This window comes from Terrabacter aeriphilus, assembly GCF_039542985.1.
In the GTDB taxonomy this organism is placed as follows: Bacteria; Actinomycetota; Actinomycetes; order Actinomycetales; family Dermatophilaceae; genus Terrabacter; species Terrabacter aeriphilus.
This window is the reverse complement of sequence record NZ_BAABIW010000014.1, coordinates 248,565-273,609: the sequence shown is the minus strand read 5'-3', so window position 1 is coordinate 273,609 and position 25,045 is coordinate 248,565. Positions and strand designations below refer to the sequence as shown.

Annotated in this window: 26 protein-coding genes; 17 read left to right on the top strand and 9 right to left on the bottom strand. The window is 71.8% G+C overall.

Annotated features, from left to right (window positions below; translation table 11 throughout):
• Window positions 1-12: 12 nt before the first annotated feature.
• Together ABD979_RS10520 and ABD979_RS10515 are read right to left on the bottom strand one after the other, a co-directional pair.
• Entirely contained in the window at window positions 13-999 is a 987-nt protein-coding gene (locus ABD979_RS10520; RefSeq protein WP_345507414.1) for an NAD-dependent epimerase/dehydratase family protein, read from the bottom strand.
• Window positions 1,000-1,147: 148 nt separating this feature from the next.
• Window positions 1,148-1,588 carry a (deoxy)nucleoside triphosphate pyrophosphohydrolase gene (locus tag ABD979_RS10515; RefSeq protein ID WP_345507413.1) on the bottom strand — a complete coding sequence of 147 codons (441 nt, stop codon included), beginning with the start codon at window positions 1,586-1,588 and terminating at the stop codon, window positions 1,148-1,150.
• A 72-nt stretch (window positions 1,589-1,660) separates the two neighbouring features.
• Between ABD979_RS10515 and ABD979_RS10510 the strand changes: the two genes are divergently transcribed.
• The 8 genes from ABD979_RS10510 to ABD979_RS10475 all read left to right on the top strand — a co-directional run bounded on the left by ABD979_RS10510 (window position 1,661) and on the right by ABD979_RS10475 (window position 11,209).
• Window positions 1,661-1,969 carry a 4a-hydroxytetrahydrobiopterin dehydratase gene (locus ABD979_RS10510; RefSeq protein ID WP_345507412.1) on the top strand — a complete coding sequence of 103 codons (309 nt, stop codon included), beginning with the start codon at window positions 1,661-1,663 and terminating at the stop codon, window positions 1,967-1,969.
• Window positions 1,970-2,179: 210 nt separating this feature from the next.
• Window positions 2,180-3,745 carry a hemolysin family protein gene (locus ABD979_RS10505; RefSeq protein WP_345507411.1) on the top strand — a complete coding sequence of 522 codons (1,566 nt, stop codon included), beginning with the start codon at window positions 2,180-2,182 and terminating at the stop codon, window positions 3,743-3,745.
• A complete protein-coding gene (locus ABD979_RS10500) occupies window positions 3,742-4,755 on the top strand; it encodes a hemolysin family protein (RefSeq protein WP_345507410.1) in 1,014 nt (337 codons plus the stop codon). The genes ABD979_RS10505 and ABD979_RS10500 overlap by 4 nt, the downstream gene beginning before the upstream one ends.
• Before the next feature lie 229 nt (window positions 4,756-4,984).
• The gene (locus ABD979_RS10495) at window positions 4,985-5,977 is read left to right on the top strand and encodes an ABC transporter permease (protein ID WP_345507409.1); all 993 of its coding nucleotides are present in this window, start codon (window positions 4,985-4,987) and stop codon (window positions 5,975-5,977) included.
• A 44-nt stretch (window positions 5,978-6,021) separates the two neighbouring features.
• The gene (locus tag ABD979_RS10490; protein WP_345507408.1) at window positions 6,022-7,800 is read left to right on the top strand and encodes an ABC transporter substrate-binding protein; all 1,779 of its coding nucleotides are present in this window, start codon (window positions 6,022-6,024) and stop codon (window positions 7,798-7,800) included.
• Window positions 7,801-7,933: 133 nt separating this feature from the next.
• Entirely contained in the window at window positions 7,934-8,947 is a 1,014-nt protein-coding gene (locus ABD979_RS10485; protein WP_345507407.1) for an ABC transporter permease, read from the top strand.
• Window positions 8,944-10,074, top strand: a complete 1,131-nt coding sequence (locus ABD979_RS10480) for an ABC transporter ATP-binding protein (RefSeq protein WP_345507406.1) — start codon at window positions 8,944-8,946, stop codon at window positions 10,072-10,074. Before ABD979_RS10485 ends, ABD979_RS10480 begins: the two co-directional genes overlap by 4 nt.
• Window positions 10,075-10,141: 67 nt before the next feature.
• On the top strand, window positions 10,142-11,209 hold the full coding sequence (locus ABD979_RS10475; RefSeq protein WP_345507405.1) for an ABC transporter ATP-binding protein: 1,068 nt from the start codon (window positions 10,142-10,144) through the stop codon (window positions 11,207-11,209).
• A gap of 92 nt (window positions 11,210-11,301) precedes the next feature.
• Here the strand turns inward: ABD979_RS10475 and ABD979_RS10470 are convergent, their stop codons facing one another.
• Window positions 11,302-11,982 (bottom strand): winged helix-turn-helix transcriptional regulator, encoded by a 681-nt coding sequence (locus ABD979_RS10470; RefSeq protein ID WP_345507404.1) that lies wholly within the window; start codon window positions 11,980-11,982, stop codon window positions 11,302-11,304.
• 178 nt (window positions 11,983-12,160) lie between these two features.
• Here ABD979_RS10470 and ABD979_RS10465 point away from each other — a divergent pair, with 178 nt between their 5' ends.
• A complete protein-coding gene (locus tag ABD979_RS10465) occupies window positions 12,161-13,000 on the top strand; it encodes a class I SAM-dependent methyltransferase (protein WP_345507403.1) in 840 nt (279 codons plus the stop codon).
• 147 nt (window positions 13,001-13,147) lie between these two features.
• Here the strand turns inward: ABD979_RS10465 and ABD979_RS10460 are convergent, their stop codons facing one another.
• The 4 genes from ABD979_RS10460 to ABD979_RS10445 form a co-directional block, all read right to left on the bottom strand.
• The gene (locus ABD979_RS10460; protein ID WP_345507402.1) at window positions 13,148-13,966 is read right to left on the bottom strand and encodes an ABC transporter permease; all 819 of its coding nucleotides are present in this window, start codon (window positions 13,964-13,966) and stop codon (window positions 13,148-13,150) included.
• A 10-nt stretch (window positions 13,967-13,976) separates the two neighbouring features.
• Entirely contained in the window at window positions 13,977-14,789 is an 813-nt protein-coding gene (locus tag ABD979_RS10455; RefSeq protein ID WP_345507401.1) for an ABC transporter permease, read from the bottom strand.
• An 84-nt stretch (window positions 14,790-14,873) separates the two neighbouring features.
• Window positions 14,874-16,133, bottom strand: coding sequence for an ABC transporter substrate-binding protein (locus ABD979_RS10450; RefSeq protein WP_345507400.1), 1,260 nt, complete (start codon window positions 16,131-16,133; stop codon window positions 14,874-14,876).
• Window positions 16,134-16,135: 2 nt separating this feature from the next.
• The gene (locus tag ABD979_RS10445) at window positions 16,136-17,218 is read right to left on the bottom strand and encodes an ABC transporter ATP-binding protein (protein ID WP_345507399.1); all 1,083 of its coding nucleotides are present in this window, start codon (window positions 17,216-17,218) and stop codon (window positions 16,136-16,138) included.
• Window positions 17,219-17,318: 100 nt separating this feature from the next.
• Here ABD979_RS10445 and ABD979_RS10440 point away from each other — a divergent pair, with 100 nt between their 5' ends.
• The 3 genes from ABD979_RS10440 to ABD979_RS10430 all read left to right on the top strand — a co-directional run bounded on the left by ABD979_RS10440 (window position 17,319) and on the right by ABD979_RS10430 (window position 20,801).
• A complete protein-coding gene (locus ABD979_RS10440; protein WP_345507398.1) occupies window positions 17,319-18,068 on the top strand; it encodes a FadR/GntR family transcriptional regulator in 750 nt (249 codons plus the stop codon).
• On the top strand, window positions 18,065-18,850 hold the full coding sequence (locus tag ABD979_RS10435) for a PDC sensor domain-containing protein (RefSeq protein WP_345507397.1): 786 nt from the start codon (window positions 18,065-18,067) through the stop codon (window positions 18,848-18,850). Before ABD979_RS10440 ends, ABD979_RS10435 begins: the two co-directional genes overlap by 4 nt.
• 514 nt (window positions 18,851-19,364) lie before the next feature.
• Complete coding sequence (locus tag ABD979_RS10430) at window positions 19,365-20,801, top strand: glycoside hydrolase family 3 N-terminal domain-containing protein (protein WP_345507396.1); 1,437 nt, start codon at window positions 19,365-19,367, stop codon at window positions 20,799-20,801.
• A 64-nt stretch (window positions 20,802-20,865) separates the two neighbouring features.
• On the opposite strand, the gene ABD979_RS10425 is transcribed toward ABD979_RS10430, so the two are convergent.
• Window positions 20,866-21,090, bottom strand: coding sequence for a hypothetical protein (locus ABD979_RS10425; RefSeq protein WP_345507395.1), 225 nt, complete (start codon window positions 21,088-21,090; stop codon window positions 20,866-20,868).
• Between the two features lie 61 nt (window positions 21,091-21,151).
• On the opposite strand from ABD979_RS10425, the gene ABD979_RS10420 reads away from it, so the two are divergent.
• From ABD979_RS10420 to ABD979_RS10400, 5 genes are all read left to right on the top strand, one after another.
• Window positions 21,152-21,730 carry an ArsR/SmtB family transcription factor gene (locus tag ABD979_RS10420; RefSeq protein WP_345507394.1) on the top strand — a complete coding sequence of 193 codons (579 nt, stop codon included), beginning with the start codon at window positions 21,152-21,154 and terminating at the stop codon, window positions 21,728-21,730.
• Window positions 21,727-22,518: an SRPBCC family protein gene (locus ABD979_RS10415; RefSeq protein ID WP_345507393.1), complete on the top strand. Its 792-nt coding sequence runs from the start codon at window positions 21,727-21,729 to the stop codon at window positions 22,516-22,518. The genes ABD979_RS10420 and ABD979_RS10415 overlap by 4 nt, the downstream gene beginning before the upstream one ends.
• Before the next feature lie 166 nt (window positions 22,519-22,684).
• Window positions 22,685-22,855 (top strand): BldC family transcriptional regulator, encoded by a 171-nt coding sequence (locus tag ABD979_RS10410; protein WP_345507392.1) that lies wholly within the window; start codon window positions 22,685-22,687, stop codon window positions 22,853-22,855.
• Between the two features lie 62 nt (window positions 22,856-22,917).
• Window positions 22,918-23,241 carry a nuclear transport factor 2 family protein gene (locus ABD979_RS10405; protein WP_345507391.1) on the top strand — a complete coding sequence of 108 codons (324 nt, stop codon included), beginning with the start codon at window positions 22,918-22,920 and terminating at the stop codon, window positions 23,239-23,241.
• Window positions 23,242-23,496: 255 nt separating this feature from the next.
• Window positions 23,497-24,324 (top strand): LLM class F420-dependent oxidoreductase, encoded by an 828-nt coding sequence (locus ABD979_RS10400; RefSeq protein WP_345507390.1) that lies wholly within the window; start codon window positions 23,497-23,499, stop codon window positions 24,322-24,324.
• Between the two features lie 82 nt (window positions 24,325-24,406).
• On the opposite strand, the gene ABD979_RS10395 is transcribed toward ABD979_RS10400, so the two are convergent.
• Window positions 24,407-24,916, bottom strand: coding sequence for a hypothetical protein (locus tag ABD979_RS10395; protein ID WP_345507611.1), 510 nt, complete (start codon window positions 24,914-24,916; stop codon window positions 24,407-24,409).
• Between the last annotated feature and the right edge of the window lie 129 nt (window positions 24,917-25,045).

Here is a 25,045-nt window from a genome sequence, read left to right as displayed (position 1 = left end):
GCCAGGGGTGCGTCAGCGGTGGGCGGCCACGAGCTGGTCCATGAGGGCATCCATCCGGTGGTCGACCTGCTGGCGCGACGGGTCCGCGTCGAACCAGTCGAGGATCTCGCGGGCGCCCCGGGCGAAAGGCACCGTCGCCGTCCAGCCGGGCACGAGCGCCTTGACGAGGCTGTTGTCGAAGACCATCGAGTGGGCCTTGTCGCCGAGCAGGGCGGCGCCCCAGTCCGCGTCCACCCGGGCCACGGCGTCGGACGGGACGTGGACGAGCCGGGGCTCGACGCCGGCCGCCGCGGCGACGACCTCGTAGACCTGGTTCCAGCTGAGCCACTCGTCCGAGGTGATGTGGACGCTCGCACCCATGGCGGCAGGCTGGGCGAGGAGACCGACGAAGGCCCGCGCGAAGTCCGTCGCGTGCGTCAGGGTCCACAGCGAGGTCCCGTCGCCGTGCACGACGACCTCGGCGCCGCGGCGCATCCGGTCCACGACGGTCCACCCGCCGTCGAAGGGGACCGAGGTGTGGTCGTAGGTGTGCGAGGGCCGCACGATCGTCATGCCCAGGCCTTCCTCGCGGTGCAGGCGCACCAGGAGGTCCTCGGCGGCGATCTTGCCGCGCGAGTAGGACCAGAAGGGGTTGTGCAGGGGCGTCGACTCGACGACGGGCACGCGGACCGGCGGGGTCTGGTAGGCCGAGGCCGAGCTGATGAAGACGTACTGCCCCATCTGCCCCCGCAGCACGTCGAGCCGGGCGGAGACGTCGTCGGGGCCGAACGCCCGGAAGTCGGCGACGACGTCGAAGTCACGACCCGTGACGGCCGCCCGGAAGGAGTCGGCGTCGTCGAGGTCGGCCGTCAGCAGCTCGCAGCCGTCGGGCACCGGCCGCGTCGTGCCGGCCGTCCGCCCGAGCACGGCGACCTCGAAGCCCTCCTCGAGGGCCCGCTGCGTGCAGGCCGAGCTGATGGTGCCGGTGCCGCCGAGGAAGAGCACGGAGGGTGCAGACATGGTGGGTTCGCTCCCGTGGAGAAGGCCCTCGCGGGCCGGACCGGGCCGCGACCGCGACCCGCGAGCACCGTAACCCCACGTGTCCCGACCTGTCCCCGACGCCTCCCCACCGTGAGGCGCAGCGGCGGCCCGGGGCCGGCTGGCGCCGTCAGGTGAGCAGGGCCTCGAGCTGCTCGACGATGGGCAGGTCGGCCGGCAGCCACGGGACGGCGCGCAGGTCGTCGCGGTGCAGCCAGCGCAGCTCGTCGTGGTCCTCGAGCGGCTCGGGTGTGCCGTCGACGACCTGCGCGAGCCACACGAGCATCTCGAAGCGGTCGCCGAGCGGCCACGTGCCCGCGGGTCGGGGGCCCGGCACCGGGTCGCCGAGGCGCACGCGCACGCCGAGCTCCTCGAGGAGCTCGCGGTGCAGGGCGGCCTCGGGCGTCTCGCCCTCGTCGACCTTGCCGCCCGGCAGCTCCCACCCACCGGCGAGCGCCGAGGGCTCGGTGCGCCGCGCCGAGAGCAGCCGGGTCGGCGCGTCGAGGTCGTCGACGAGGGCCGCCCCGACGACGAGGCGGACCGCTGCTGGGAGGCTCTCTGGACTGCTCATGGCGCCCCGATGGTGCCACAGCCCCACCCCGGAACGGTGCCGACGGGCGTCCGACGAGCGTTGAATGGGGTCATGACACGACGACTGGACGACGAGGAGATCGAGCGGCAGCTGGGCGACCTGCCCGCCTGGACCCGCGACGGCGACACGATCCGGGCCTCCTGGGAGGCGCCGGACTTCCTCACGGGCATCGCGCTCGTGCAGGAGGTGGCAGCGGCGGCGGAGACGATGGACCACCACCCCGACATCGACATCCGGTGGCGCACCGTGCACTTCGCGCTCTCGACCCACTCCGAGGGAGGTCTGACGCAGCTCGACGTCGAGCTCGCCCACCAGATCAGCCAGGAGGCCGCGCGCCGCGGCGCCGTCGCGGCGTCCTGAGCCACACCGGGCGTCCGGGCGCGCCCGGGGGCCCTCCGGGCGTCCTCCCCGGTCGCGTGACGCAGCGGCCGCTCAGATCACTTAGGCTTGCCTCATGCGATCGCACTCACGCTCAGGCTCGCGCGCCGAGTCCCGGGAGGGTCATAGTCCGGGGCCGGACCCCGTCCGGCCAGCCCTCACCCTCCACCCGCTCGCCCGGGTGGTGACCGCATGAGCACCGCCCTCGGCATCGGCCTGGGCATCCTGCTGATCCTCGCCCTGACGGCGGCGACGGGCTACTTCGTGGCCCAGGAGTTCGCCTACGTCGCCGTGGACCGCAACGCCCTCAAGCAGCTCGCCGACCAGGGCGACGCTCCCGCCCAGCGCGCGCTGCGCGTCACCTCGCAGCTCTCCTTCACCCTGTCGGCCGCCCAGTTCGGCATCACCGTGACGGCGTTGCTCGTCGGCTACGTGTCCGAGCCGCTCGTCGGCGCCGGCATCGCCGAGCTGCTCGACCCGTCGATGTCGTATGCCGCCCGCCTCAGCCTGTCGGTCACCGCTGTGCTCGTCTTCTCGACCGTCGTCCAGATGGTCTTCGGCGAGCTCGCGCCCAAGAACTACGCCATCGCGCGCACCGTGCCGCTGGCCCGGGCGCTCAGCCGCTCGACGCTGGTCTACCTGCGCCTCGCCGGCCCCGTCGTGCGGCTCTTCGACCGCGCCTCGACGACCCTGCTGCGCAAGGTCGGCATCGAGCCGGTCGAGGAGCTCGAGCAGGGCGCGACCGCGGAGGACCTCACCCGCATCATCGACGAGTCGCACGCCGGCGGCCTGCTCGACGACGACCTCTCCGACGTGCTCGAGGGCGGCCTGCGCTTCCGCGAGCTCGACGCCGGCGACGTCATGACACCCCGCGTCCGGGTGACGACCGTCGCGGCCGACGCACCGGTCTCCGACCTCGTGGCGCTGCTCGACACGGGCTGGTCCCGTTTCCCGGTCACGGGCCGCGACGGCGACGACATCGTCGGGGTCGCGGGCATCGCCGAGGTGCTCGCGGTGCCTGCCGACCGCCGGGCCTCGACCACCGTCGGGTCGGTCGTGTCCGACCCCACGGTCGTGCCGACGAGCGCTCCCCTGCCGCGCGTGCTCGACCAGATCCGCGCCGACCACCGCCAGCTGGCCGTCGTCGTCGACGAGCACGGCGGCTTCGCCGGCATCGTCACCTTCGAGGACATCGCCGAGGAGGTCGTCGGCGAGATCCTCGACGAGGACGACAAGCCCGAGCCCGGCGTCGTCGAGACGACGCCCGACACGTGGACCGTGCCCGGTCACCTGCGCCTCGACGAGCTCGACACCGCCACCGACCTGCGCCTTACGAGCAGCGACGAGTACTCCACCGTGAGCGGCCTCATCCTCGAGGCCCTCGGCCGCACCGCGGTCGTCGGTGACGAGGTGCGCCTCGAGGCCCGGCGCGAGGTGACGACCGACGCGCCCGACGGCGACGTCGAGGACGACGACGCGGACGACGAGTCGTCACGGCAGGACCGGCACGAGCAGGACCGGCACGAGCACGAGCCGCGCCACCACCCGGTCTCGGTGCTGCTGCGCGTCGAGGCCGTCGAGCGGCACGTGCCGTCGTCGGTGCGCGTCGAGGTGCTCGACCTGATGAGCGACCTCGAGTCGCTCGACGGCGACTCCCCCGACGGCGACGGCTCCGACGGCTCCGACTCCTCCGACGACGTCACCGGGGGCGCCGACGGCGCGTCCGCGCCCACCGACCGGACGGAGGCGACCCGATGACCACCGCCCTGCTCGTCTCGCTCCTGCTGCTCGTGCTCAACGCCTTCTTCGTCGCGGCGGAGTTCGCCCTCGTCGCGAGCAAGCGCCACCGGCTGGAGGACCTCGCCGAGCGCGGCAGCGTCGCGGCCCGGGCGGCCGTGCGCGGCAGCCGCGAGCTCTCGCTCATGCTCGCCGGCGCCCAGCTCGGCATCACGCTCTGCACGCTGGGTCTCGGCTCGCTCGCGAAGCCGGCCGTGGCCGAGCTGCTGACCCCGGTCTTCACCTTCGTGCGCGTGCCCGACGCGGCGGCATACGTCGTCTCGGTCGTGCTCGCCGTCGGCATCGTCGTCTTCCTCCACATGGTGGTCGGCGAGATGGCCCCGAAGTCGTGGGCGATCGCCCACCCCGAGCGCTCGGCCGTGCTGCTCGCGCTGCCGTTCCGTGGCTTCGCGTGGGTCATGCGCCCGGCGCTCAGCGTGCTCAACGCGATGGCGAACGGCTGCCTCCGGCTCGTCGGCGTCACGCCGCAGGACGAGCTCGGCCAGGTGCACGGGCCCAAGGAGCTGCAGCTGCTCATCGCCAGCTCCAAGGACCACGGCATGCTCGCCGAACCCGAGCACCGCGTGCTCGCCGGCGCCATCGACCTCGACACGACGCCCCTGACCGAGGTCGTCGTGCCCCTCGACCGGGTCGTCGGCGTCGCGACGACGGCGACCTGCGCCGAGGCCGAGGCGCTCTCGCGCGACACGGGCCGCTCGCGCCTCGTCGTGCGCGAGGGCGACGCGCCCGTCGGGGTCGCGCACGTGCGCGACATCGTGCGCGCCGAAGCCGGGTCACCGGTCACGACGGTCACCTCGCCCGCCCTCCACGTCGACTCCGGGCTGTCCCTCCTCGACGCGATCTCGCGGATGCGCGCCGAGCACGCCCAGCTCGTCCTCGTCGACGGGCCGTCCGGGCCACTCGGCATCGTGACGATGGAGGACCTCCTCGAGCGCGTGCTCGGCCAGTTCGACGACGAGACGGACGCCTGAGCCGAGCCCGGGCCGGATCGTGGTGCGCGGGCGATCTTCCTGTCCACGGGGGCAGGTCGCCGGAAGATATCCAGCGCGTCACGATTCGGCATAGTCGGTTGCTGGCCGTGTCGCACCGCTGAATGATGGGGCGCGCGGTCGCGGGGGGATAGGTTGCGGCTGCTGCGGAGCAGCTGGACGACCGATCCGGTCGTCCGGCACCGATCACGACCCGGAGGCGACGGCATCCATGAGCACTCCTCTCGAGCTCGAGCCAGGATCCACCTCGGCCGAGCCGGAGTCGGTCCTGCGGGGCGAGAAGCAGATCGAGGGACGGTCGCTCGGGCAGATCGCCTGGATGCGGCTCAAGCGTGACAAGGTCGCGCTCGGGGGCGGCTTCTTCGTCCTCTTCCTCATCCTCATGGCGCTCTGCGCGCCCCTCATCGTCGGGCTGCTCGGCCACCCCCCGGACGAGTTCCACCAGGAGCTCGTCGACGCCAACCTGCAGATCCCGACGGCCCCCTTCGGCGGCATGTCGTGGGACTTCCTCTTCGGCGTCGAGCCGGTCAACGGTCGCGACATCTTCAGCCGCATCATCTACGGCTCGCAGATCTCGCTCCTCATCGCGTTCCTCGCGACGCTGCTCTCCGTCGTCATCGGCACGATCCTCGGCGTCGTGGCCGGCTACTTCGGCGGCCTCGTCGACACGATCATCAGCCGGTCGATGGACATCTTCCTCGCGTTCCCCCTCCTCGTCTTCGCCATCGCTCTCGTCGGCGTCGTGCCGGACGAGGCGTTCGGGCTCAAGGGCGACTCGCTCCGCATCGCGGTGATCATCTTCATCATCGGCTTCTTCAACTGGCCCTACATCGGCCGCATCATCCGCGGCCAGACGCTCTCGCTGCGCGAGCGGGAGTTCGTCGACGCGGCCCGCAGCCTCGGGGCGCGCACGCCCTACATCCTGCTCAAGGAGCTGCTGCCGAACCTCATCGCGCCGATCCTCGTCTACGCGACCCTGCTCATCCCGACCAACATCCTCTTCGAGGCCGGTCTCTCGTTCCTCGGCGTCGGCGTCCAGGCGCCCCGCGCGACGTGGGGCGGCATGCTCTCGGATGCCGCCCAGTGGTACCAGATCGACCCCTGGTTCATGGTCTGGCCCGGCCTCGCCATCTTCGTGACGGTGCTGGCCTTCAACCTCTTCGGGGACGGCCTGCGTGACGCCCTCGACCCGCGGTCGCGGTAACCACCGCAGCCCGCTTTCCGCAACACGAAGGAGCGCATCCACTCATGAAGAACACACGCGTGATGGTGGTCGCGACCGCGGCCGCCCTCGCCCTGGGACTGTCTGCCTGTGCCGGCAGCCAGACCCCGGGCACGTCGAACACCGGCGGCGGAGGCGGCGGCGCAGGTGCGGCCCCGGCCGCGGACGCGGCCCTGCAGGCCGTCGTGCGCCCCTCGGACAAGAAGGGCGGCACCCTCAAGTTCGGCATCTCGAGCGACTGGGACTCGGTCGACACGGGTGACACCTACTACGGCCTCTCGTGGGACTTCCTGCGCAACTACGCGCGCACCCTCGTCGCCTTCAAGGCGGCGCCGGGCAAGGAGGGCAACCAGCTCGTCGGTGACCTCGCCACCGGTCTCGGCAAGCCGAGCGCCGACAACAAGACGTGGACCTACACGCTCCGCGACGGCATCAAGTTCCAGGACGGCACGCCGATCACGAGCAAGGACGTCAAGTACGGCGTCGCGCGCCAGCTCGACAAGAACACGTTCCCGAACGGCCCGACGTACTTCAACGACTTCCTCGCCGACGTGCCCGAGGGCTACTCGGTCTACAAGGACAAGAACCTCGACAACCTCAAGTCGATCGAGACGCCCGACGACAAGACGATCGTCTTCAAGCTGAAGACGCCCTTCGCCGGCTTCGACTACTTCGCCCAGCTGCCCGCCACGGCCCCCGTGCCGCAGGCCAAGGACACCGGCACGAAGTACAAGGAGACGTACGTCGCGAGCGGCCCGTACAAGTTCTCGCAGTACCAGACCGGCAAGCGCATCGAGCTCGTCCGCAACGACCAGTACGACCCGGCGAGCGACCCCGACACCGGGCGCAAGGCGCTGCCCGACACCATCACCGTGGAGATCGGCGTCAACGCGGCCGACCTCGACAACCGCCTCATCGCGGGCGACCTCGACATCGACCTCGCCGGCACCGGCGTCCAGGCCCAGGCGCAGGGCAAGATCCTCGCCGACCCGACGCTCAAGGCGAAGACCGACAACGTCGTGAGCGCACGCACGAGCTACACGCAGATCAACAGCGACGTCGCGCCGTTCGACAACATCGAGTGCCGCAAGGCCGTCATCTACGCGTACGACAAGACGGGCTACCAGCGTGCCTACGGCGGCAACGTCGGTGCCGACGTCGCGACCGGCCTGCTGCCCCCCATCGTCCCGGGCTTCCAGGAGATGGACATGTACAACGCGAAGAGCAAGCCCACCGGTGACGTCGACGCCGCCAAGGCCGCCCTCGCCAAGTGCGGCCAGCCGAACGGCTTCGAGACCAACATCTCCTACCGTCCCGAGCGCCCGAAGGAGAAGGCCGCCGCGGAGTCGATGCAGCAGGCCCTCGCCAAGGTCGGCATCAAGCTCTCGCTCAAGGCCTACCCGGCCGGTGACTACTTCAAGCTCTACGCCGGCAAGCCCGACTTCGCCAAGGCGAACAAGCTCGGCCTCATGGTGATGAGCTGGGGCGCCGACTGGCCCGATGGCTTCGGCTTCCTCCAGCAGATCGTCGACAGCCGCGTCATCCGCCCCGCGGGCAACACCAACCTCGGCATCAAGCTGCCCGAGGTCGACAAGCTCATGGACCAGGCCCTGTCGGAGAACGACAAGACCAAGCGTGAGGCCATCTGGGGGCAGATCGACAAGATCGTCATGGAGAACGCCCAGGTGATCCCGGGCATCTGGAACAAGGCCCTGCTGTTCCGCCCCGACACCGTGTCGAACCTCTTCGTCAACGACGGCTACTCGTACTACGACTACGCCGCCGCCGGCAAGACCAACCCGTGACCGACGGTCCGGCACCGGGCCCTCGGGCCCGGTGCCGGACCTCCCGGTCCGACCCCCTTCCCCCGAAAGTAGGTGAAGGCGCAGGCTGCCCGGGGAACGGCACCACCGTTCCCCGGCCCGCCCGGCCACCACAGTGCTGACGTACCTGATCCGCCGGCTCATCGCCGCCGTCCTGCTGCTCGCCATCGTGAGCGCGGTCGTCTTCGCCATCTTCTTCCTCGTCCCCCGCATCGGCGGCGCCACCGCCGACGACCTCGCGTCGCGCTACGTCGGCAAGAGCGCGGGCCAGGCGCAGATCCACGAGACCGCGGTGCGCCTCGGCTTCACCGACCCGATCTGGGTGCAGTACGGCCGCTTCGTCAAGGGCATCGTGGCCGGCGCCGACTACAACACCGGCGCGGGCACCGACCACTGCCCGGCGCCCTGCCTCGGCTACTCCTTCATCACGCAGAACCCGGTGCTGCCCGACCTGCTCGACCGGCTCCCCGTCACGGCGATCCTCGCGGCGGGGGCCGCGGTGCTCTGGCTCATCGGCGGCGTCGGCACGGGTGTCATCTCGGCGCTGAAGCGCGGCACCCTGCTCGACCGCAGCTTCATGGGCGTCGCCCTCGCCGGCGTCTCCCTCCCCATCTTCTTCACCGGCCTGCTCTCGCTCTCGATCTTCAGCTACGGCCTCAAGTGGACGTATGCCGGCGGTGCCAGCCCGCTCGACGCGACGAGCCCGCTCGACCTCGTCCACCGCATGCTGCTGCCGTGGGTGACGCTGGCGTTCCTCTACGCCGCCGCCTACGCGCGCCTCACCCGCGCGGGCATGCTCGAGACGATGAACGAGGACTACATCCGCACCGCGCGCGCCAAGGGCCTGCGCGAGCGCGACGTCGTCGTCAAGCACGGGCTGCGCTCGGCCCTCACGCCGATCCTCACGATCTTCGGCCTCGACCTCGGCCTGCTGCTCGGCGGCGCCGTGCTGACGGAGACGACGTTCTCGCTCCAGGGCATCGGCTTCTACGCCGTGCAGGCCATCACCAACAACGACCTGCCGAAGGTCCTCGGCGTCACGCTCTTCGGCGCCGTCTTCGTCATTCTCGCCAACCTCGTCGTGGACCTCCTCTACGCCGTCGTCGACCCCAGGGTGCGTACCTCATGAGCCAGTCCACCGACGAGAAGACCACCCGGGCCGGCCGCCGCGCCGACCGGACCGCCGCGGCGGCCGTCAACACGCTCGACGGCATCGGGGGCATCGGCGCCCCGAGCCCCGACGCGTTCCTGTCGGTGCGCGACCTCCGCGTCCACTTCCCCACCGACGACGGCGTCGTCAAGTCGGTCGACGGGCTCTCGTTCGACGTCGCCCGCGGCAAGACGCTGGGCATCGTCGGCGAGTCCGGCTCGGGCAAGAGCGTCACGAGCATGTCGATCATGGGGCTGCACAAGCCCGGCACCGTCCGGATGACCGGCTCGATCACCCTCGACGGCACCGAGCTCGTCGGCGCCCGGCCCGACGACGTGCGGGCCCTGCGCGGCAAGCGCATGGCGATGATCTTCCAGGACCCGCTCTCGGCGATGCACCCCTTCTACACCGTGGGCCACCAGATCATCGAGGCCTACAAGATCCACAACAAGGTGAGCACCTCGGTCGCGAAGAAGCACGCGATCGACATGCTCGGCCGGGTCGGCATCCCCCAGCCCTCGAGCCGCGTCGACGACTACCCGCACCAGTTCTCCGGCGGCATGCGACAGCGGGCGATGATCGCCATGGCCCTCTCGTGCGACCCCGACCTGCTCATCGCCGACGAGCCGACGACGGCCCTCGACGTCACCGTCCAGGCGCAGATCCTCGACCTCATCCGCGACCTGCAGACCGAGTTCAACTCGGCCGTCGTGCTCATCACCCACGACCTCGGCGTCGTGGCCGAGCTCTCCGACGACATCATGGTCATGTATGCCGGCCGGTCGGTCGAGTACGCCACTGCCGACGAGGTGTTCACGCGTCCGCAGCACCCGTACACGTGGGGCCTGCTCAGCTCGATGCCCCGCCTCGACCGGGTGCGCACCGAGCGCCTGCGGCCGATCAAGGGCACGCCGCCGAGCCTCATCAACGTGCCCGAGGGCTGCCCGTTCCACCCGCGCTGCGCCTACGCCGACCGCACCGACGGCCTGAGCCAGACGGTGCGCCCGCCGTTCGCCGAGACCCACCCCGGCCACTACTCCGCGTGCCACCTGAGCCGCGAGGAGCGAACGGCCATCTGGGAGAACGAGATCAGGCCGACGCTGTGACCCCGGCACCGATCGTCCACGCCCCGTCCGGTCGCGCCGCGCGCGACCTCAGCACAGGAGCCCCATCGTGACCACCACCCACGTCAAGCCGACCGCCTCGAAGCAGGCGGGCGAGTCACTGCTGCAGGTGACCGACCTGACGAAGCACTTCCCGATCCGGCGCGGGCTGCTCCAGCGCCAGGTCGGCGCCGTCCAGGCCGTCGACGGGCTGACCTTCGACGTCGCGCGCGGCGAGACCCTCTCCCTCGTGGGCGAGTCCGGCTGCGGCAAGACGACGACGGGCCGGATGCTGACGCGGCTGCTCGAGCCCACCGGTGGCACGATCCTGCTCGAGGGCGAGGACATCACGCACTGGTCGACCGGCAGGCTGCGCCCGCTGCGCCGTGACGTGCAGATGATCTTCCAGGACCCCTACGGCTCGCTCAACCCGCGCCACACCGTCGGCACCATCGTCGGGGCGCCGTACCACCTGCAGGGCATCAAGACGGAGCACGGCGTCAAGCGCGAGGTGCAGGACCTCCTCGCGCTCGTCGGACTGAGCCCGGAGCACTACAACCGCTACCCGCACGAGTTCTCGGGCGGGCAGCGCCAGCGCATCGGCATCGCCCGCTCGCTCGCCCTCAAGCCCAAGCTCATCATCGCCGACGAGCCGGTGTCGGCCCTCGACGTCTCGATCCAGGCGCAGGTCATCAACCTCCTCGAGGACCTCCAGGACGAGCTCGGCCTCACCTACGTCGTCATCGCGCACGACCTCTCGGTCGTGCGGCACATGTCCGACCGCGTGGCCGTGATGTACCTCGGCAAGCTCGTCGAGATCGCCGACCGCGACGAGCTCTACACCCGGCCCATGCACCCCTACACGACGGCGCTCCTGTCGGCCGTGCCGATCCCCGACACGCAGCGGCGCACGAAGCGCGAGCGGATCCGCCTCGAGGGCGACGTGCCGAGCCCGGTCAACCCGCCGCCCGCCTGCCGCTTCCACACCCGCTGCTGGAAGGCCCAGGAGATCTGCAAGACGCAGGAGCCGCCGCTCGTGCAGCTCGCGCCGCTGCACCAGGTCGCCTGCCACTTCCCCGAGAACGCCGAGCCGACCGCCCCGATGACCACCGACGCCACCCCGGCCGCGGAGGCCTGACCACCCCGCCGGCAACACACCGAGAAGCGCACAACCCACCGCGATCCGTTCCCGGTGGGTTGTGCCTTTCTCGGTGTGTTGCGGGGCGGGGGCTAGCCCGCGGAGGCGGCTGTCGCGACGAAGGGGGCGACGGGGCTGAGGCGGAGCAGCTGGCCGAGTCGCCGGGTCACGGCGCTCGTCCCCTCCACCTGCACGCGGCCCGACCGCAGCGCGACGGGCAGCGACAGCCGGCCGAGCCACACGGCATACAGGCTCGCGACGTCGCTGCTGATCGTCAGGTCGACGGGGAACCCGGGGTCGGCCATGCAGACCGACGGCGTGCCGTGCTCGACGAGGATCCAGAAACGGCGCAGGTCGTCGCTGAAGCGCACGTGCAGCACGTGCCGGTCGCCGCCCAGCACCGAGGTGTCGACGCGGGCGTGCATCCACCACACGAGCAGCTGCGCGTCGAGCTCGTCGGGCTGCGGGTCGCCGAACACCCAGTCGGCGCCCCACTGCGCGAGTCCGAAGACGACGGGCTCCAGGGCGCGGCCGGCGGGCGTCAGCTCGTAGCCCATCACCGTCCGCTCGACGACCCCGGCCCGCTCGAGGTGGCGCAGCCGCTTGGTCAGCAGCGTCCGGGAGAGGCCGGGCAGGCCGCGCGCGAGGTCGTTGAACCGCGTCGTGCCCGTCATCATGTCGCGCAGGATGAGCAGCGACCAGCGCTCCCCCACGACGTCGAGGGTGCGGGAGATCGGGCAGTACTGTCCTGCTCCCGGATCGTGTCGTGCCATCTGCACCTCCATGGCCCCGCGGGCACCGCGCCGCGCCCCACCCACGAGTATGGGCCGCCGACGTGGCCCGTGTCAGTTCACTCGCTGTACTGGAGGCCGGCCGCCCGTCGGCGGACGCTGGTCGTGGGCGGCAGGGGGCCGCCGGGGCCGCACCGGCCCGTCACCGATGGAGGAACGCATGACCACACACACCGACACACCGGATGCCGTCGCCGACGCGGCCCTCAACGCCCGTCACGCCGCCATGTGGGCGCTCGGGGACTACGCCGCCGTCGCCCGCGAGGTCATCCCCGGGCTCGGGGCCGTCCTCGTCGACGCCTGCGGGGTGCGGGCGGGGCAGCAGGTGCTCGACGTCGCCGCCGGCACCGGCAACGCCGCGCTGCCCGCCGCGCGGGCCGGAGCCCGCGTCACCGCGAGCGACCTCGCTCCCGAGCTGCTCGACGCCGGGCGCCGCCTGGCCGACGAGGCCGGGCTCGCCCTCGACTGGGAGCGGGCCGACGCGGAGGCGCTCCCCTTCGACGACGCGAGCTTCGACGTCGTCGTCTCGTGCGTGGGTGTCATGTTCGCCCCGCACCACCGCGTCGCCGCCGACGAGCTCGTCCGCGTCGCCCGGCCGGGGGCGACGATCGGCCTCGTCAGCTGGACGCCGCAGGGCTTCATCGGGCAGATGTTCGCGGCCATGAAGCCGTATGCCGCCGCGCCGCCTCCCGGGGCGCAGCCGCCGCCGCTCTGGGGCGACGAGGCCCACGTGCGCGAGCTGCTCGGCGACCGGGTGGAGGACCTGCGGGCCGAGAAGCGTTCGTGGCCGGTCCGGTTCGCGCGGCCGGAGGACTTCCGCGACTTCTTCAAGCGGACGTACGGCCCGACGATCGTCACCTACCGTGGCATCGCCGACGACCCCGAGAAGGTCGCTGCGCTCGACGTCGCGCTCGCCGATCTCGCGCGCGACCACATGGACGCCGACGGGAGGATGGGGTGGGAGTACCTGCTCGTGACGGCGCGCCGCAGCGGCGCGTGAGGCCGTGACCGCCACGGACCGGGCGGGGCCGTCCTGACGGGGGCTCGAGGACGGGTCGGGGGCAGGGTGAGGGCGGGGTGAGGGCAGCCGCACGCTGGAGACGGTGTGCGGCTGCCCTCGGCGCGCGCGGCCGCGGCCGCGGCGCGTCTAGAGGCGGCTCTCGGCGGCGTCCGCGCCGCCGAGCCGCTGGGCCAGCCACACGGGCACGATCGAGAGGGCGACGAGCACGACGGCGACGACGTTGACGACCGGGGCCTGGTTGGGGCGGAAGAGGTTGTTGAAGATCCAGATCGGCAGCGTCTGGCTCTCGGGCCCGGCCGTGAACGTCGTCACGACGATCTCGTCGAAGCTGAGGCCGAAGGCGAGCAGCGCGCCCGCCAGCAGGCTCGAGCGCAGGAGCGGGAAGGTGACGCGGCGGAAGGTGGTCAGCGGGCGCGCGCCGAGGTCGGCCGAGGCCTGCTCCAGCGAGCCGCCGAGACGGCGCAGCCGGGCCGTCACGTTGTTGAAGACGATGACGATGCAGAAGGTCGCGTGCCCGACGATGATCGTGAAGAGCCCGGCGCCGATGCCGAAGACGGGGCCGAGCACGTTCTGGATCACCGACTGCAGCGCGATGCCGGTGACGATGCCGGGCAGCGCGATGGGCAGCACGACGAGGATCGAGACCGCGTGCTTGCCGAAGAAGTCGTAGCGCGCGAGGGCCAGGGCGAGCAGCGTGCCGAGCACGAGGGCGATGGCGGTGGCGCCCAGCGCGGCCTGCACCGAGGTCAGCAGCGCGTCGCGGGGTCCCTGTGCCTGCAGGGCCGCCCGCCACCACTGCGTCGTGAAGCCGGGCGGCGGCCAGCCGAAGGTGCGGTCGCTGTTGAAGCTGTTGACCGCCACGACGACGAGCGGCACGTAGACGAAGGCCAGCACGACGGTGGCGAGTGCGGTGAGGCCCAGCCGGGCCGCGCGTCCGAGTCTCATCGTGCGCCCCTCACAGGTTGTCGAGCGCGCCCGTGCGGCGCACGGCGAGCAGGTAGAGGACCATGACGACGACCGACGACGTGCCGAGGGCCGCCGCGAAGGGCAGGTCGAGGGTGATGTTCTGCAGCACGGTGGTGCCGAGCACCTGGAGCTTGCCGCCGACGATCTGCACCGCGATGTAGTCGCCGAGCGAGAGCGAGAAGGTGAACACCGAGCCGGCCGCCACAGCCGGCAGCAGGGCCGGGAGCACCACCCGGCGGAACGTCGTGAACGGCCGGCCGCCGAGGTCGGCGCTCGCCTCGAGATGGCTCTCGGGGAGCCGCTCGAACGCGGCGTAGACCGGCAGCACCATGTAGGGCAGCCAGAGGTAGGTCAGGGTGAGGACCACGGCGCCGAGGCCGTAGCCGGGGCTCGCACCGAAGGTGCTCTCGAGCACTCCCCCGGGCTGCAGCATGGTGCGCCAGGCATAGGCCTTGACGAGATAGCTGGCCCAGAGCGGCACGAGCACCGCCGCGAGCAGCAGGCCGCGCAGCCGTCGGGGTGCGACGCGCGCCATGAAGAAGGCGAACGGCACGGCCACGAGCATGCAGAGGACCGTGACGAGCACCGCGATGAGCAGCGTGCGACCGATGATGCCGAGGTAGGTCGGGGTGACGAGCTCGCGGAAGTTCTCGAGCGTGAAGGTGCGCACGACGAGGTTGGTGAACGGGTCGGTCGTCCAGAACGCCGTGGCGAAGATGACGGCGAGCGCGCCGAGGTAGGCGACGACGAGCCAGAGCATCGGTGGTGCGAGCAGGAGCGCAAGACCTCTGCGGTTCCTCATGTCAGACCTCGAATTCCCTTGCAGCGCAACGATCAGTTATGCCGTGTGCCCGGGGCCGGGCGGTCCGCCCGGCCCCGGGTCGGCTCAGCTGTTGCGGATCTCGGTCCAGGCCTTGGTCCACGTCGCGTAGTCGGTGCACTTGACGTCGGTGCGACCGTCGAGGCACGCGCTGATGGGCGTGTTCCAGTAGCGCACCTTGGAGAAGTAGGCCTCGTCCTCGGCGTGGAAGACCTTGCAGTGGTTGGGGTCCGCCGTCTCGGCGCAGGCCTTCTTGTTGGCCGGCGCCTCGCCGAAGTACTCGGCGATCGCGGCGTTCGCCTTGGGCGAGACGATGTGGTCGATGAACGAGTAGGAGCACGTCTTGTTCTTCGACTTCGCCCCCACCATCCACGTGTCGGACCAGCCGGTCGCGCCCTCCTTGGGCAGCACCGCCTCGACCGGGGCCTTCTCGCCCTGGGCGACGTTGGCGATGACCTGCCACGTCGTGCCGATCGTCGTCGAGCCGTTCTTGAAGGCCTGCACCTCCTTGAGGTAGTCCGACCAGTACTCGTTGACGTTCGCCTTCTGCGCCTTGAGCAGGTCGACGGCGGCCGCCAGCTGCTTCTCGTCGAGGGCGTAGGGGTCCTTGATGCCGAGTTCGGGCTTGGTCGACATGAGGTAGAGCGCGGCGTCGGCGATGTAGATCGGCGAGTCGTAGGCGGTCACCTTGCCCTTCTGCGCGCCGACCTGGTCGAAGACGGCCGACCACGAGTCGGGGGCCGGCTTGACGAGGTCGGTGCGATACATCAGCAGGTTCGCGCCGCGGCCGTGCGGGATGCCGTAGGCCACCCCGTTGACCGAGTTCCACGGCTTCATCTTGAGCGCGTCGAAGATGTCGGCGTAGTTGGGGATGAGGGAGGTGTTGACCGGCTCGACGTCACCCGCGGCGATGAGGCGCAGGGTCGCGTCGCCCGAGGCCGACACGACGTCGTACTGGCCCGTGCGCATCAGCTGCACGGCCTCGTCCGAGGTGCCGAAGGTCTTGACGTTGACGGTGCACCCCGACGACTTCTCGAAGTCGGTGACCCAGTCGACCTTGGGGTCGTTGCTGCCGTCCTCGACGTAGCCCGGCCACGCCAGGACGTTGACCTGGCCCTCGGGGGTGCCGAGCTTGTCGAGCGCCTTGAGGTCGGGCACCTGCATGCCACCCGGGGCGCCACTGCCACCGGGCGAGCTCGGGGTCGAGCTGCCGCATCCCGCCAGGGCGAGCACGGCAACGGCCGCGACGGTCCCGACGGTCGTGAACCGGGACTTCTTTGACGTGCGCACGCCGATCTCCTTGCTGTGGTTGGGAACTGGGGTCATGGTCAGTGGGCTGCCGGTTCGGTGACGCGAGCGCCGGGCACGTCGATGACGTGGTCGGGGTGCCAGTGGAGCGCGACCCGGTCACCGCGCCGCAGGCTCGCAGAGCTCGAGCGCCCACCCCCGTTCTGCTCGAGCGCCGTGAGCCGGGCACCGGCATCGAGGGCGACGACGTAGCGCGTCACGGGACCGCTGTAGACGACCTCCTCGACCACGCCCTCGGCGCCGAGGAGCCCACCGGTCGCGGGCGTGCCGGCCGCGACCACGGCCAGCTTCTCGGGGCGGATGGCGAAGGAGCCGTCGCGGCGCACCACGTCGCGGGCGACGTCGCCGGTCAGCAGGTTCGACGTGCCGACGAAGCCGGCGACGAACGCCGACGCCGGGCTCTCGTAGACCTCGTGCGCGGTGCCCACCTGCTCGATGCGCCCGGCGTTGAAGACCGCGATCCGGTCCGAGAGGGTCAGGGCCTCCTCCTGGTCGTGCGTGACGAAGAGGAAGGTGATGCCGACGTCGCGCTGGATGCCCTTCAGCTCGACCTGCATCTGCTCGCGCAGCTTGAGGTCGAGGGCGCCGAGCGGCTCGTCGAGGAGCAGCACGGTGGGCCGGTTGACGAGCGCGCGGGCGAGCGCGACCCGCTGGCGCTGGCCACCCGAGAGCTGGGCCGGGCGTCGGGCACCGTGGTCGCCCAGGCGTACCTGCTCGAGGGCCTCGGCCACCCGCGCCCGGCGCTCGGCACGGGGCACGCGCTTGACGAGGAGGCCGTACTCGACGTTCTCGGCCACGCTCATGTGCGGGAAGAGCGCGTAGTCCTGGAAGACGGTGTTGACGTCGCGCTCGTACGGCTGGCGCCGTGTCACGTCCGCGCCGGCGAGCTCGATGCGCCCGCTCGTCGGCGCCTCGAAGCCGGCGATCATCCGCAGCACCGTCGTCTTGCCGGAGCCCGACGGCCCGAGCATCGAGAAGAACTCGCCGGCGCGCACCTCGAGGTCGACGTCGTCGACGGCCACGACCGGGGGCGTGCCGGCGAACTCCTTGCGCAGCCCGACCAACCGGATGGCCGGGGTGGCGGTCACCGCCTGCGTGGTCATGAGGACTCCTCGGGGTTTCGGTGTTTCCTCTGGACGCAAAACGTATGGGTCCATATGTTTACGCGCAAGAGGAATCCGGGAACTGGTGCGAGGAGTCCACGTGGCGGATCGCGTGATGCCGTTGGGGCCGTATGCCGCCGTGTTCGCACCGCTGCCCACCGCAGGTCGCGCCGACGCCGTGCGCCGGCGCCTCGGCGAGGCGATCGCGCTCGGGCTCCTGCCGGACGGGAGCATGCTGCCACCGGAGAGCGATCTCGCCGACCGCTTCGGGGTGGCCACCGTCACCGTGCGCGAGGCGCTCGGCACGCTGCGCGACGACGACCTCATCGTGACGCGCCGTGGGCGCGGGGGCGGCTCCTTCGTCAAGGCGCCCCGCGACGGTGGTCGCGCGGCCCTGCTCGCCCGGCTCGCCCACGTCGGGCTCGGCGAGCTGCGCGACCTCGCCGACCACTACTGCGCGATCAGCGGCCACTGCGCGGCCCTCGCGGCGGAGCGGGCCGACCCCGACGACGTGCGGCGACTGCGGCGGCTCGCGGTGGCACACCCCGCCCCCGAGGACCCGACCGCGCTCCCGCGCCACGAGGGCACCTTCCACCTCGAGCTCGCGGCCGTGGCCCAGTCGGCGCGCCTGACCCGCGAGGAGATGGCGCTGCAGCGCGAGATCGGCCCGGTGCTCTGGCTCGCCGACGTCGACGTGCGGCCCGCGGACCATGCGCACGTCGCCGTGGTCGAGGCGATCGCGAGCGGCCATCCCGCCACGGCGCGCGACCGCGCGGAGGATCATGTGCGTCAGCTCTTCGACGCGGTCAAGGCCCTGCACCGCGTCACCCGATCGAGGAGGACACCGTGACCAGAGCAGCGACCGCCGCATCGGCCGGCATCCCCTCCTCCCCTGCCCCGACCGACGCGCCGACGAGCGCGGAGGACGTGGCGCAGTGGGTGTCGGACTTCGGGAGCTGGGTCTTCGAGCAGCTGGGTGCGTTGCGCTCGACGCTCGAGCGGACCCTCGCGGCCCCGGCGCCGCGCCGCGCGGACCTCGCCATCGAGGACCGGTGCAGCGCCCTGCTGAGCGACTCGCGCACGGCCGTCGCCGGGGCGGGCGCGGTCTTCGCGCCGGGCGTGCTCGCCGATGCTCCCTACTGGCTCGAGTGGTGGACGGTCGAGACCCGGGCGGGCGGCACGACCGTGACCAAGCTGGCCGCGGAGACCGACCCGCGCGCCGTCGGCTTCCGCGACTACACCGAGCTGCCTTGGTACGCAAAGGTTCTCGCATCGGGTGAGCCGCAGGTGACCGGCCCGTACGTCGACTACCTCTGCACCGACCAGTACACCCTCACCTTCACCGCGCCCCTCGTCGTTAACGGGCGCTTCGCCGGGGTGGTGGGCGTCGACGTGCTCGTCGCCTGGTTCGAGGAGCACCTCCTCGAGGTCATGGGGGCCCTCGAGCGCACCTGCGTGCTCGTCAACGCATCCGGCCGGGTCGTCACGTCGTCCGACCCGGCCTGGGTCACGGGAGACCTGATCCGCGACCTGCCGACGGAGCGGTGGCTCGCGGGCGAGGCGGCCACGCACCCGCGGTGGACGGCCGGCAGGTGCGCCACGCTGCCGTTCCTCGTGCTCACGCCGCGCTGACGTCCGCGCCGACCCGCGTCGGCCTCCACCGAGCCCGGGCACGAGAGAGGCGCCACTCGCTCGGGGGTCCGAGTGGCGCCTCTGAACCCTCCATCGCCACGACCCCGGGCCGCGTTACACGTCCGACGGGAGACGTTTCTCGGACGGCGGCGCAGGCGCCTGCGCGAGATGGTGCTGCCGGCCAGCCCCCTGGCACGGCAGCACCTGCACATCGCGGCCCCGACATCAGCTCCGCGACTTCCCGGAGGCGGGTTGATGCCGAGTCTCCATGCCCTCGATGCGAGGACGCCGTGCGAGCACGTCGTCCCGTCGCGATGACGATATCCCCGGCGACCGGGATGTTTCCGGCAAATGGCGAAGTCGGTGGACAACCCTGACGAACCGCACCCGGACACCGGTGCCACACTCCTCCCGACGCACCAAAGGCCAACCCACCGACGTGCGCCTGCGACGCCTAGACTGGCGGTGCGTCGCTGCCTTCCAACTGGGACCACCGGGACAAGGACCTGCACCCATGCGCGCACGACGAACCCTCTCGCTCACGGCCGGCCTCGCGGCCCTCACGGCGGTCCCGCTGCTGACACCGGCGACGACCGCCACCGCCTCCCCGGCCTGCCCGGCCGTGACGGCGGTGCAGACGCCCGCCCAGGCGGCACAGGCGGCATACGACCGCCTGACGACGGCGCAACGCATCGGCCAGCTCTTCATGGTCGGCGGGCCCGCGACCGGGCTCGGCGCGACGACGGAGTCGATGATCACGCGCTACCACGTGGGCAACGTCGTGCTCACGGGTCGCGCCACCACGGGAGCCGCGCCGGTGCGCGTCGTCACGAGCCGGGCCGGCACGCTCGCCACGAGCGCCGCCACCGGTGACGTGCCGCTGCTCGTCGCGGCCGACCAGGAGGGCGGCTCCGTGCAGGTGCTGCAGGGCACCGGCTTCTCACGGATGCCGACGGCGCTGACGCAGGGCACGTGGTCCGACGCGACCCTGAGCTCGAACGCCGGGCTGTGGGGTCGCCAGGTCATGCGCTCGGGCACCAACGTCGACCTCGCACCGGTCATGGACACCGTCTCCAAGAGTTTCGCGGCGTCCAACCAGCCGATCGGGCGCTACCAGCGCGAGTACGGCTACACCACCTCGGTCGTCGCCGACAAGGGCACGGCCTTCCTGTCGGCGATGCGCGCCTCGGGGCTGGCCATGACGGCCAAGCACTTCCCGGGGCTCGGGCGGGTGACCGGCAACACCGACGTCACGGCCGGCGTCACCGACACGGTGACGACGCGGACGTCGGCCGACGTCGCGCCGTTCAAGGCGGCCGTCGCGTCCGGCGCGCGCGTGCTCATGCTCTCGTCGGCCTACTACCGCAAGATCGATGCCGCACGACCGGCGGTCTTCTCCCCCACCGTGATCGGTGGCATGGTGCGCACCGACCTGCGCTTCACCGGCATCGTCATGAGCGACGACCTCGGCAACGCCTACCAGGTGCACAACTGGACACCGGCCGCGCGGGCCGTCGACTTCTTCTCGGCCGGCGGCGACATGCTGCTCACCGTGACACCGACGGTCGTGCCGGCCATGGTGAGCGCCGTGTCCGCGCGCGCCGCCTCCGACGCGACGTTCCGGGCGACGGTGAAGACGGCCGTGCTGCGCGTGCTGACCGTCAAGGCCGAGCTCGGCCTGCTCGCGCCACGCCTGCCGGTCACGGGCTACTTCGGGTCGCTGACGACCGCCTCGCTGCGCCGGTGGCTCGACCTGCCGACGGCCGGTGCCTTCGACAGCCAGACGGTGCGCGTGCTGCAGTACCGCCTCTCGACGACCGTCGACGGCGTCTTCGGGGCCCGCACCGTCGCCGCGCTGCAGAGCTACCTCGGCATCAGCCGCGACGGCGCGTCGGGCTGGAACGCCCGCACGGTCGCCCAGCTGCAGCGCTACCTCAACACGCAGCTGTGAGCCCGGGGGCGGCGGCCCTCCCATCGGGAGCCCCGGAGCGGACGGCCTCCGGACGGAGGTTCGCCTAGTGGAGCCGGGTCGCCGCGGGCTCCGCCTCGGCGATCTTGCGCAGCGAGGACGAGACGGCGCGCCCGGTCTTGATGCTGCGCTCGACGAGCAGCCTCGCGGCGGTGCGCTGCGCCGCCGTGACGAAGACCTTCTGCTCGGCGTCGAGCAGCTCGGCCTCGTCGAGCGCCTGGAGCTGCGTGAGCCCGAGCAGCGCAGACCGCGGCGCCCGCGGCTCGGTCATCGGTGGCCGGTGCTCGACACGAACCCTTGACAAGATTTGTTGTCAAGAGCACCCTGGCGGCATGCAGGACGTCGAGGTCATCGAGAGCACCGAGGCAGCAGCCGCCGCGCTGGACCCGGTGCGAGCCCGGCTGCTCGCCGAGCTCGCCGAGCCCGCCTCCGCCGCCGGGCTCGCCGCGCGCGTGGGCATCACGCGCCAGAAGGTCAACTACCACCTCAAGACGCTAGAGGCCCACGGCCTCGTCGAGCTGTCGGAGGAGCGACGGCACGGCGGCATCACCGAGCGGCTGCTTCAGGCATCGGCGACGGCATACGTCGTCTCGCCCGCGGCGGTCAGCGCGGCCGGGGCAGACCCGTCCGCCAGCGACGACCACCGGTCCGCGGGCTACCTCGTCGCGCTGGCCGGTCGGCTCGTGCGCGAGGTCGGCGCCCTGGCGAGGCGGGCCGACGCGTCCGGCGCGCGCGTGCCGACGCTGACGATCGACACCGAGATCGGCTTCCGCTCGGCCGCCGACCGGGCCGCCTTCGCCGACGACCTCACCGCCGCGGTGCTCGACCTGGCCGCGCGCTACCACCACGACGACGGGCGCCCGCACCGGCTCCTCGTCGCCGCCCACCCAGTCCCTGAGGAGCAGCCATGAGCACCACCCCGAACGTCCCCTACCGGCTCGAGTTCAGCGTCGAGGTGCCCGGCACCCCGGAGCAGGTCTGGCAGGCCATCGCCACCGCCAAGGGCATGAGCGCCTGGTTCACGCCGACCGAGATGGAGGAGCGTGAGGGCGGCGCCCTGCACTTCTCCATGGGCGCCGAGATGGGCTCCGACGGCCACGTCACCGCGTGGGAGCCGCCGCGCCGCATCGTCTACGAGGAGGACTGGGCCGCCCTGATGGGCAAGGAGCCCGACGCGCTCAGCCCCCTGACGTCGGAGTTCGTCGTCGAGGCGCAGTCGGGCGGCACCTGCGTCGTGCGCGTCACGAGCAGCGGCTTCGGCCGGGGCGCCGAGTGGGAGTCGGAGTTCTGGGACACCATGGCCCCCGGCTGGATGCCGTTCTTCGACAACCTGCGGCTCTACCTCGCACACTTCCCCGGGCAGGAGGCCACGCACTTCGAGGCCTCGGCGTCCCACCCCGGCGACGCGGACACGCTCTGGTCGAGCGTGCGCCAGGCGCTCGGCCTCGGCGCGGAGGGAGCGACGGTCGAGGTGCGCGGCGCCACCGGCACCGTCGAGCGCGTCGGCGAGCGACAGACCCTCGTCAGGCTCACCGACCCGGTGCCGGGGATGGTCAGCGTCTACGTGTGGGACGAGGGCGACGGCAGGGCCACGGCGGGCGTGCGCGCCTATCTCTTCTCTCCCGAGGCCGCGGACTACGCGCGGCGCGAGGAGCCGGCCTGGAGGTCCTGGCTGCAGTCGATCTCCGTCCCGGCCTGAGAGATGGGGTCGAGGCCTGCCGGCGTCGTCGTCGGCCCTGCGCTTCCGAACTCGTGGGGCGACAGACCCGTTACGGCGACACCGGGTGGTGGGTAGATAGCCCTGGGGCGTCGCGCCCGGGCACCGTGCCCGAGGCGATCGGCGGATGCGATGGGGGCAGGACCGCATGGACAACGACAACGACCAGCTGATGACGCCGGCCGAGGTGGCGGAGGCGTTCCGGGTCGACACGGCGACCGTGACGCGCTGGGCGCGGGCCGGCCTGCTCAACCCCGTCTTCACCCTCGGCGGGCACCGCCGCTACCGCGCGAGCGAGATCAGCGACCGCCTGCGATAGCCGCGCCGCGTCGTGGTGCGCATCGACGGGTCGGTGTCAGAGGCGTCGCCTAGCCTCGCTGCATGACTGGGATTCCCGACGTCGTGTCTCGCTACTACTCCGCCGCCGCGTCCGGCGGGATCGACGACGTCCTCGCGTGCTTCACCGACGACGCCCACGTCCGAGACGAGCAGCGCGACTACCACGGGCTGGAGGAGATCCGGTCGTGGCGGGAGGGGGTGGCCACGCGCTTCACCTACACGACCGAGATCACCGGGGCGGACGTCGAGGGCTCGGGGACGCACGTCGTCCACACCCACCTCGAGGGCGACTTCCCGGGCGGGGTCGTGGACCTCGCGCAGCGGTTCACCGTCGCGGACGGACTCATCTCCGAGCTGCTGATCTGAGTCAGCTCGGCGCCGGCACCGTGCCGTCAGCCTCCTTCCGGCCGGCGTGGCTCGAGGGCCGGCGCGGTGTCGTCCGTTGCAGCCGCCGGGGACAGGAGCGACCGCCGAACGCCCGCACCTCGGCGTGGGGTGTTGAGCGGCACGGACCGGGCGGGTGCCGGCGCCTCGTGCTCGTCCAAGGTCGCCGCGACAGCCGCACACGTCGCCCATGGCCCCGGGCGTCGACTCGTGCCTCTGCCGCGTACCGTGACGGGCATGGATTTCGGAGTTGGTCACTTCGCTACTCACGACGCGATGGAGCCGGGCGCCCTGGCCGTCCTCGTGGAGGAGGCCGGGCAGGAGTCTCTCTTCTTCGCCGAGCACACGCACATCCCGGCGGCCCGCACGACGCCGTACGGGGACGGGCGCGAACTGCCCCGCAAGTACTGGCACACCCACGACCTGTTCGTGACCCTCACCGCCGCGGCCGTCGCCACCTCGCGCCTGCGGATCGGCAGCGGCGTCTGCCTCGTCACCCAGCGCGACCCCATCATCACCGCCAAGCAGGTCGCGAGCATCGACGTCCTCTCCGGTGGGCGACTGGAGTTCGGCGTCGGAGCCGGCTGGAACCGTGAGGAGATGGAGAACCACGGCACCGACCCGCGGACGCGGATGGCACTGTTGCGCGAGCGCGTCGAGGCCATGAAGCAGATCTGGACCCAGGACGAGGCGACCTACCACGGCCAGCACGTCGACTTCGACCGCATCTGGTCCTGGCCGAAGCCCGCCCAGCGCCCGCACCCACCCGTGCTCGTCGGGGGTTCCGGGCCGACGGTGCACGAGCGGGTGCTGGCCTTCGGCGACGCGTGGTTTCCGAACCACGCCCCGTCCGTCATCGAGCGGGCGAGAGACCTGCGGGCGCGTGCAGACCGCCCCATCGACCTCATGGTGATGGGCGCACCGGCCGACCCGCGGGTGTTGGAGCAGTACGAGCAGGCAGGGTTTCGGCGGGTGGTGCACTGGCTGCCCTCCCACCCGCGCGGTCCGGTCGAGCGGGCCCTGGAGCAGTGGGAGTCCGCGATCGCCGACCTGCACGGCGAGTAGGCCACCGAGGACCATCTGCCCGGCCCCTGGACGCGTCCGCCCGTGACCGGCAGGCCACGTCCGACCGGGCCTGGACACGGTCTCAGGCGCGCTCCGGCGAGGGCCACTCGACCGTCATCGACCGGCCGACGCCGACGGCACGCCAGGTGCGGGACAGCGAGTCGAGGCGCTCGAAAGCTCGATGCAGGTCGGGATCGCTGAGGTCCGTCCCGGGAGGGTCTTGCTGCACGTCGTGGCTCCCCGGCACGTGGCCGCCGCGCCGCAGCCAGCGCGGATACACCTGGGCAGCCAGGGCCTCGGATCGACCCATGTCGGTTCCGGTGGTCCGGTTGCGCCGCTCGACCTGACGAGCCCAGGCCTTGGTGCGCAGCTCCTCGGTCGGGACGAAGGTCCCGGCGTTGCCGCCTGCAGCGAGCTGGCCGAAGATCCCGTCCCGCAGGCCGAACTCGTCCTCGACCACCCAGTGCACGAGGTCGTGGGGAATCAGATCGGAGTAGCCGGGTGCCGGGTCCATGCGGAGGTCACCATGCAGACTGCGGAGCACGGCCACGGCATAGCGGCGCTGCCCCGTTCGCTCGAATCTCACCTGCATGCCGGCCAAGCTAGCCGTTCACTCCGTCCGCCTCGACCGGATTTCGCGCCCGCTCCCGCAGCTCCCGGCTCCTCGGTCCCGGTGAGGGCACGGTGGAGGCGGATGACGCCTCAGCAGGCCCTGACCTGC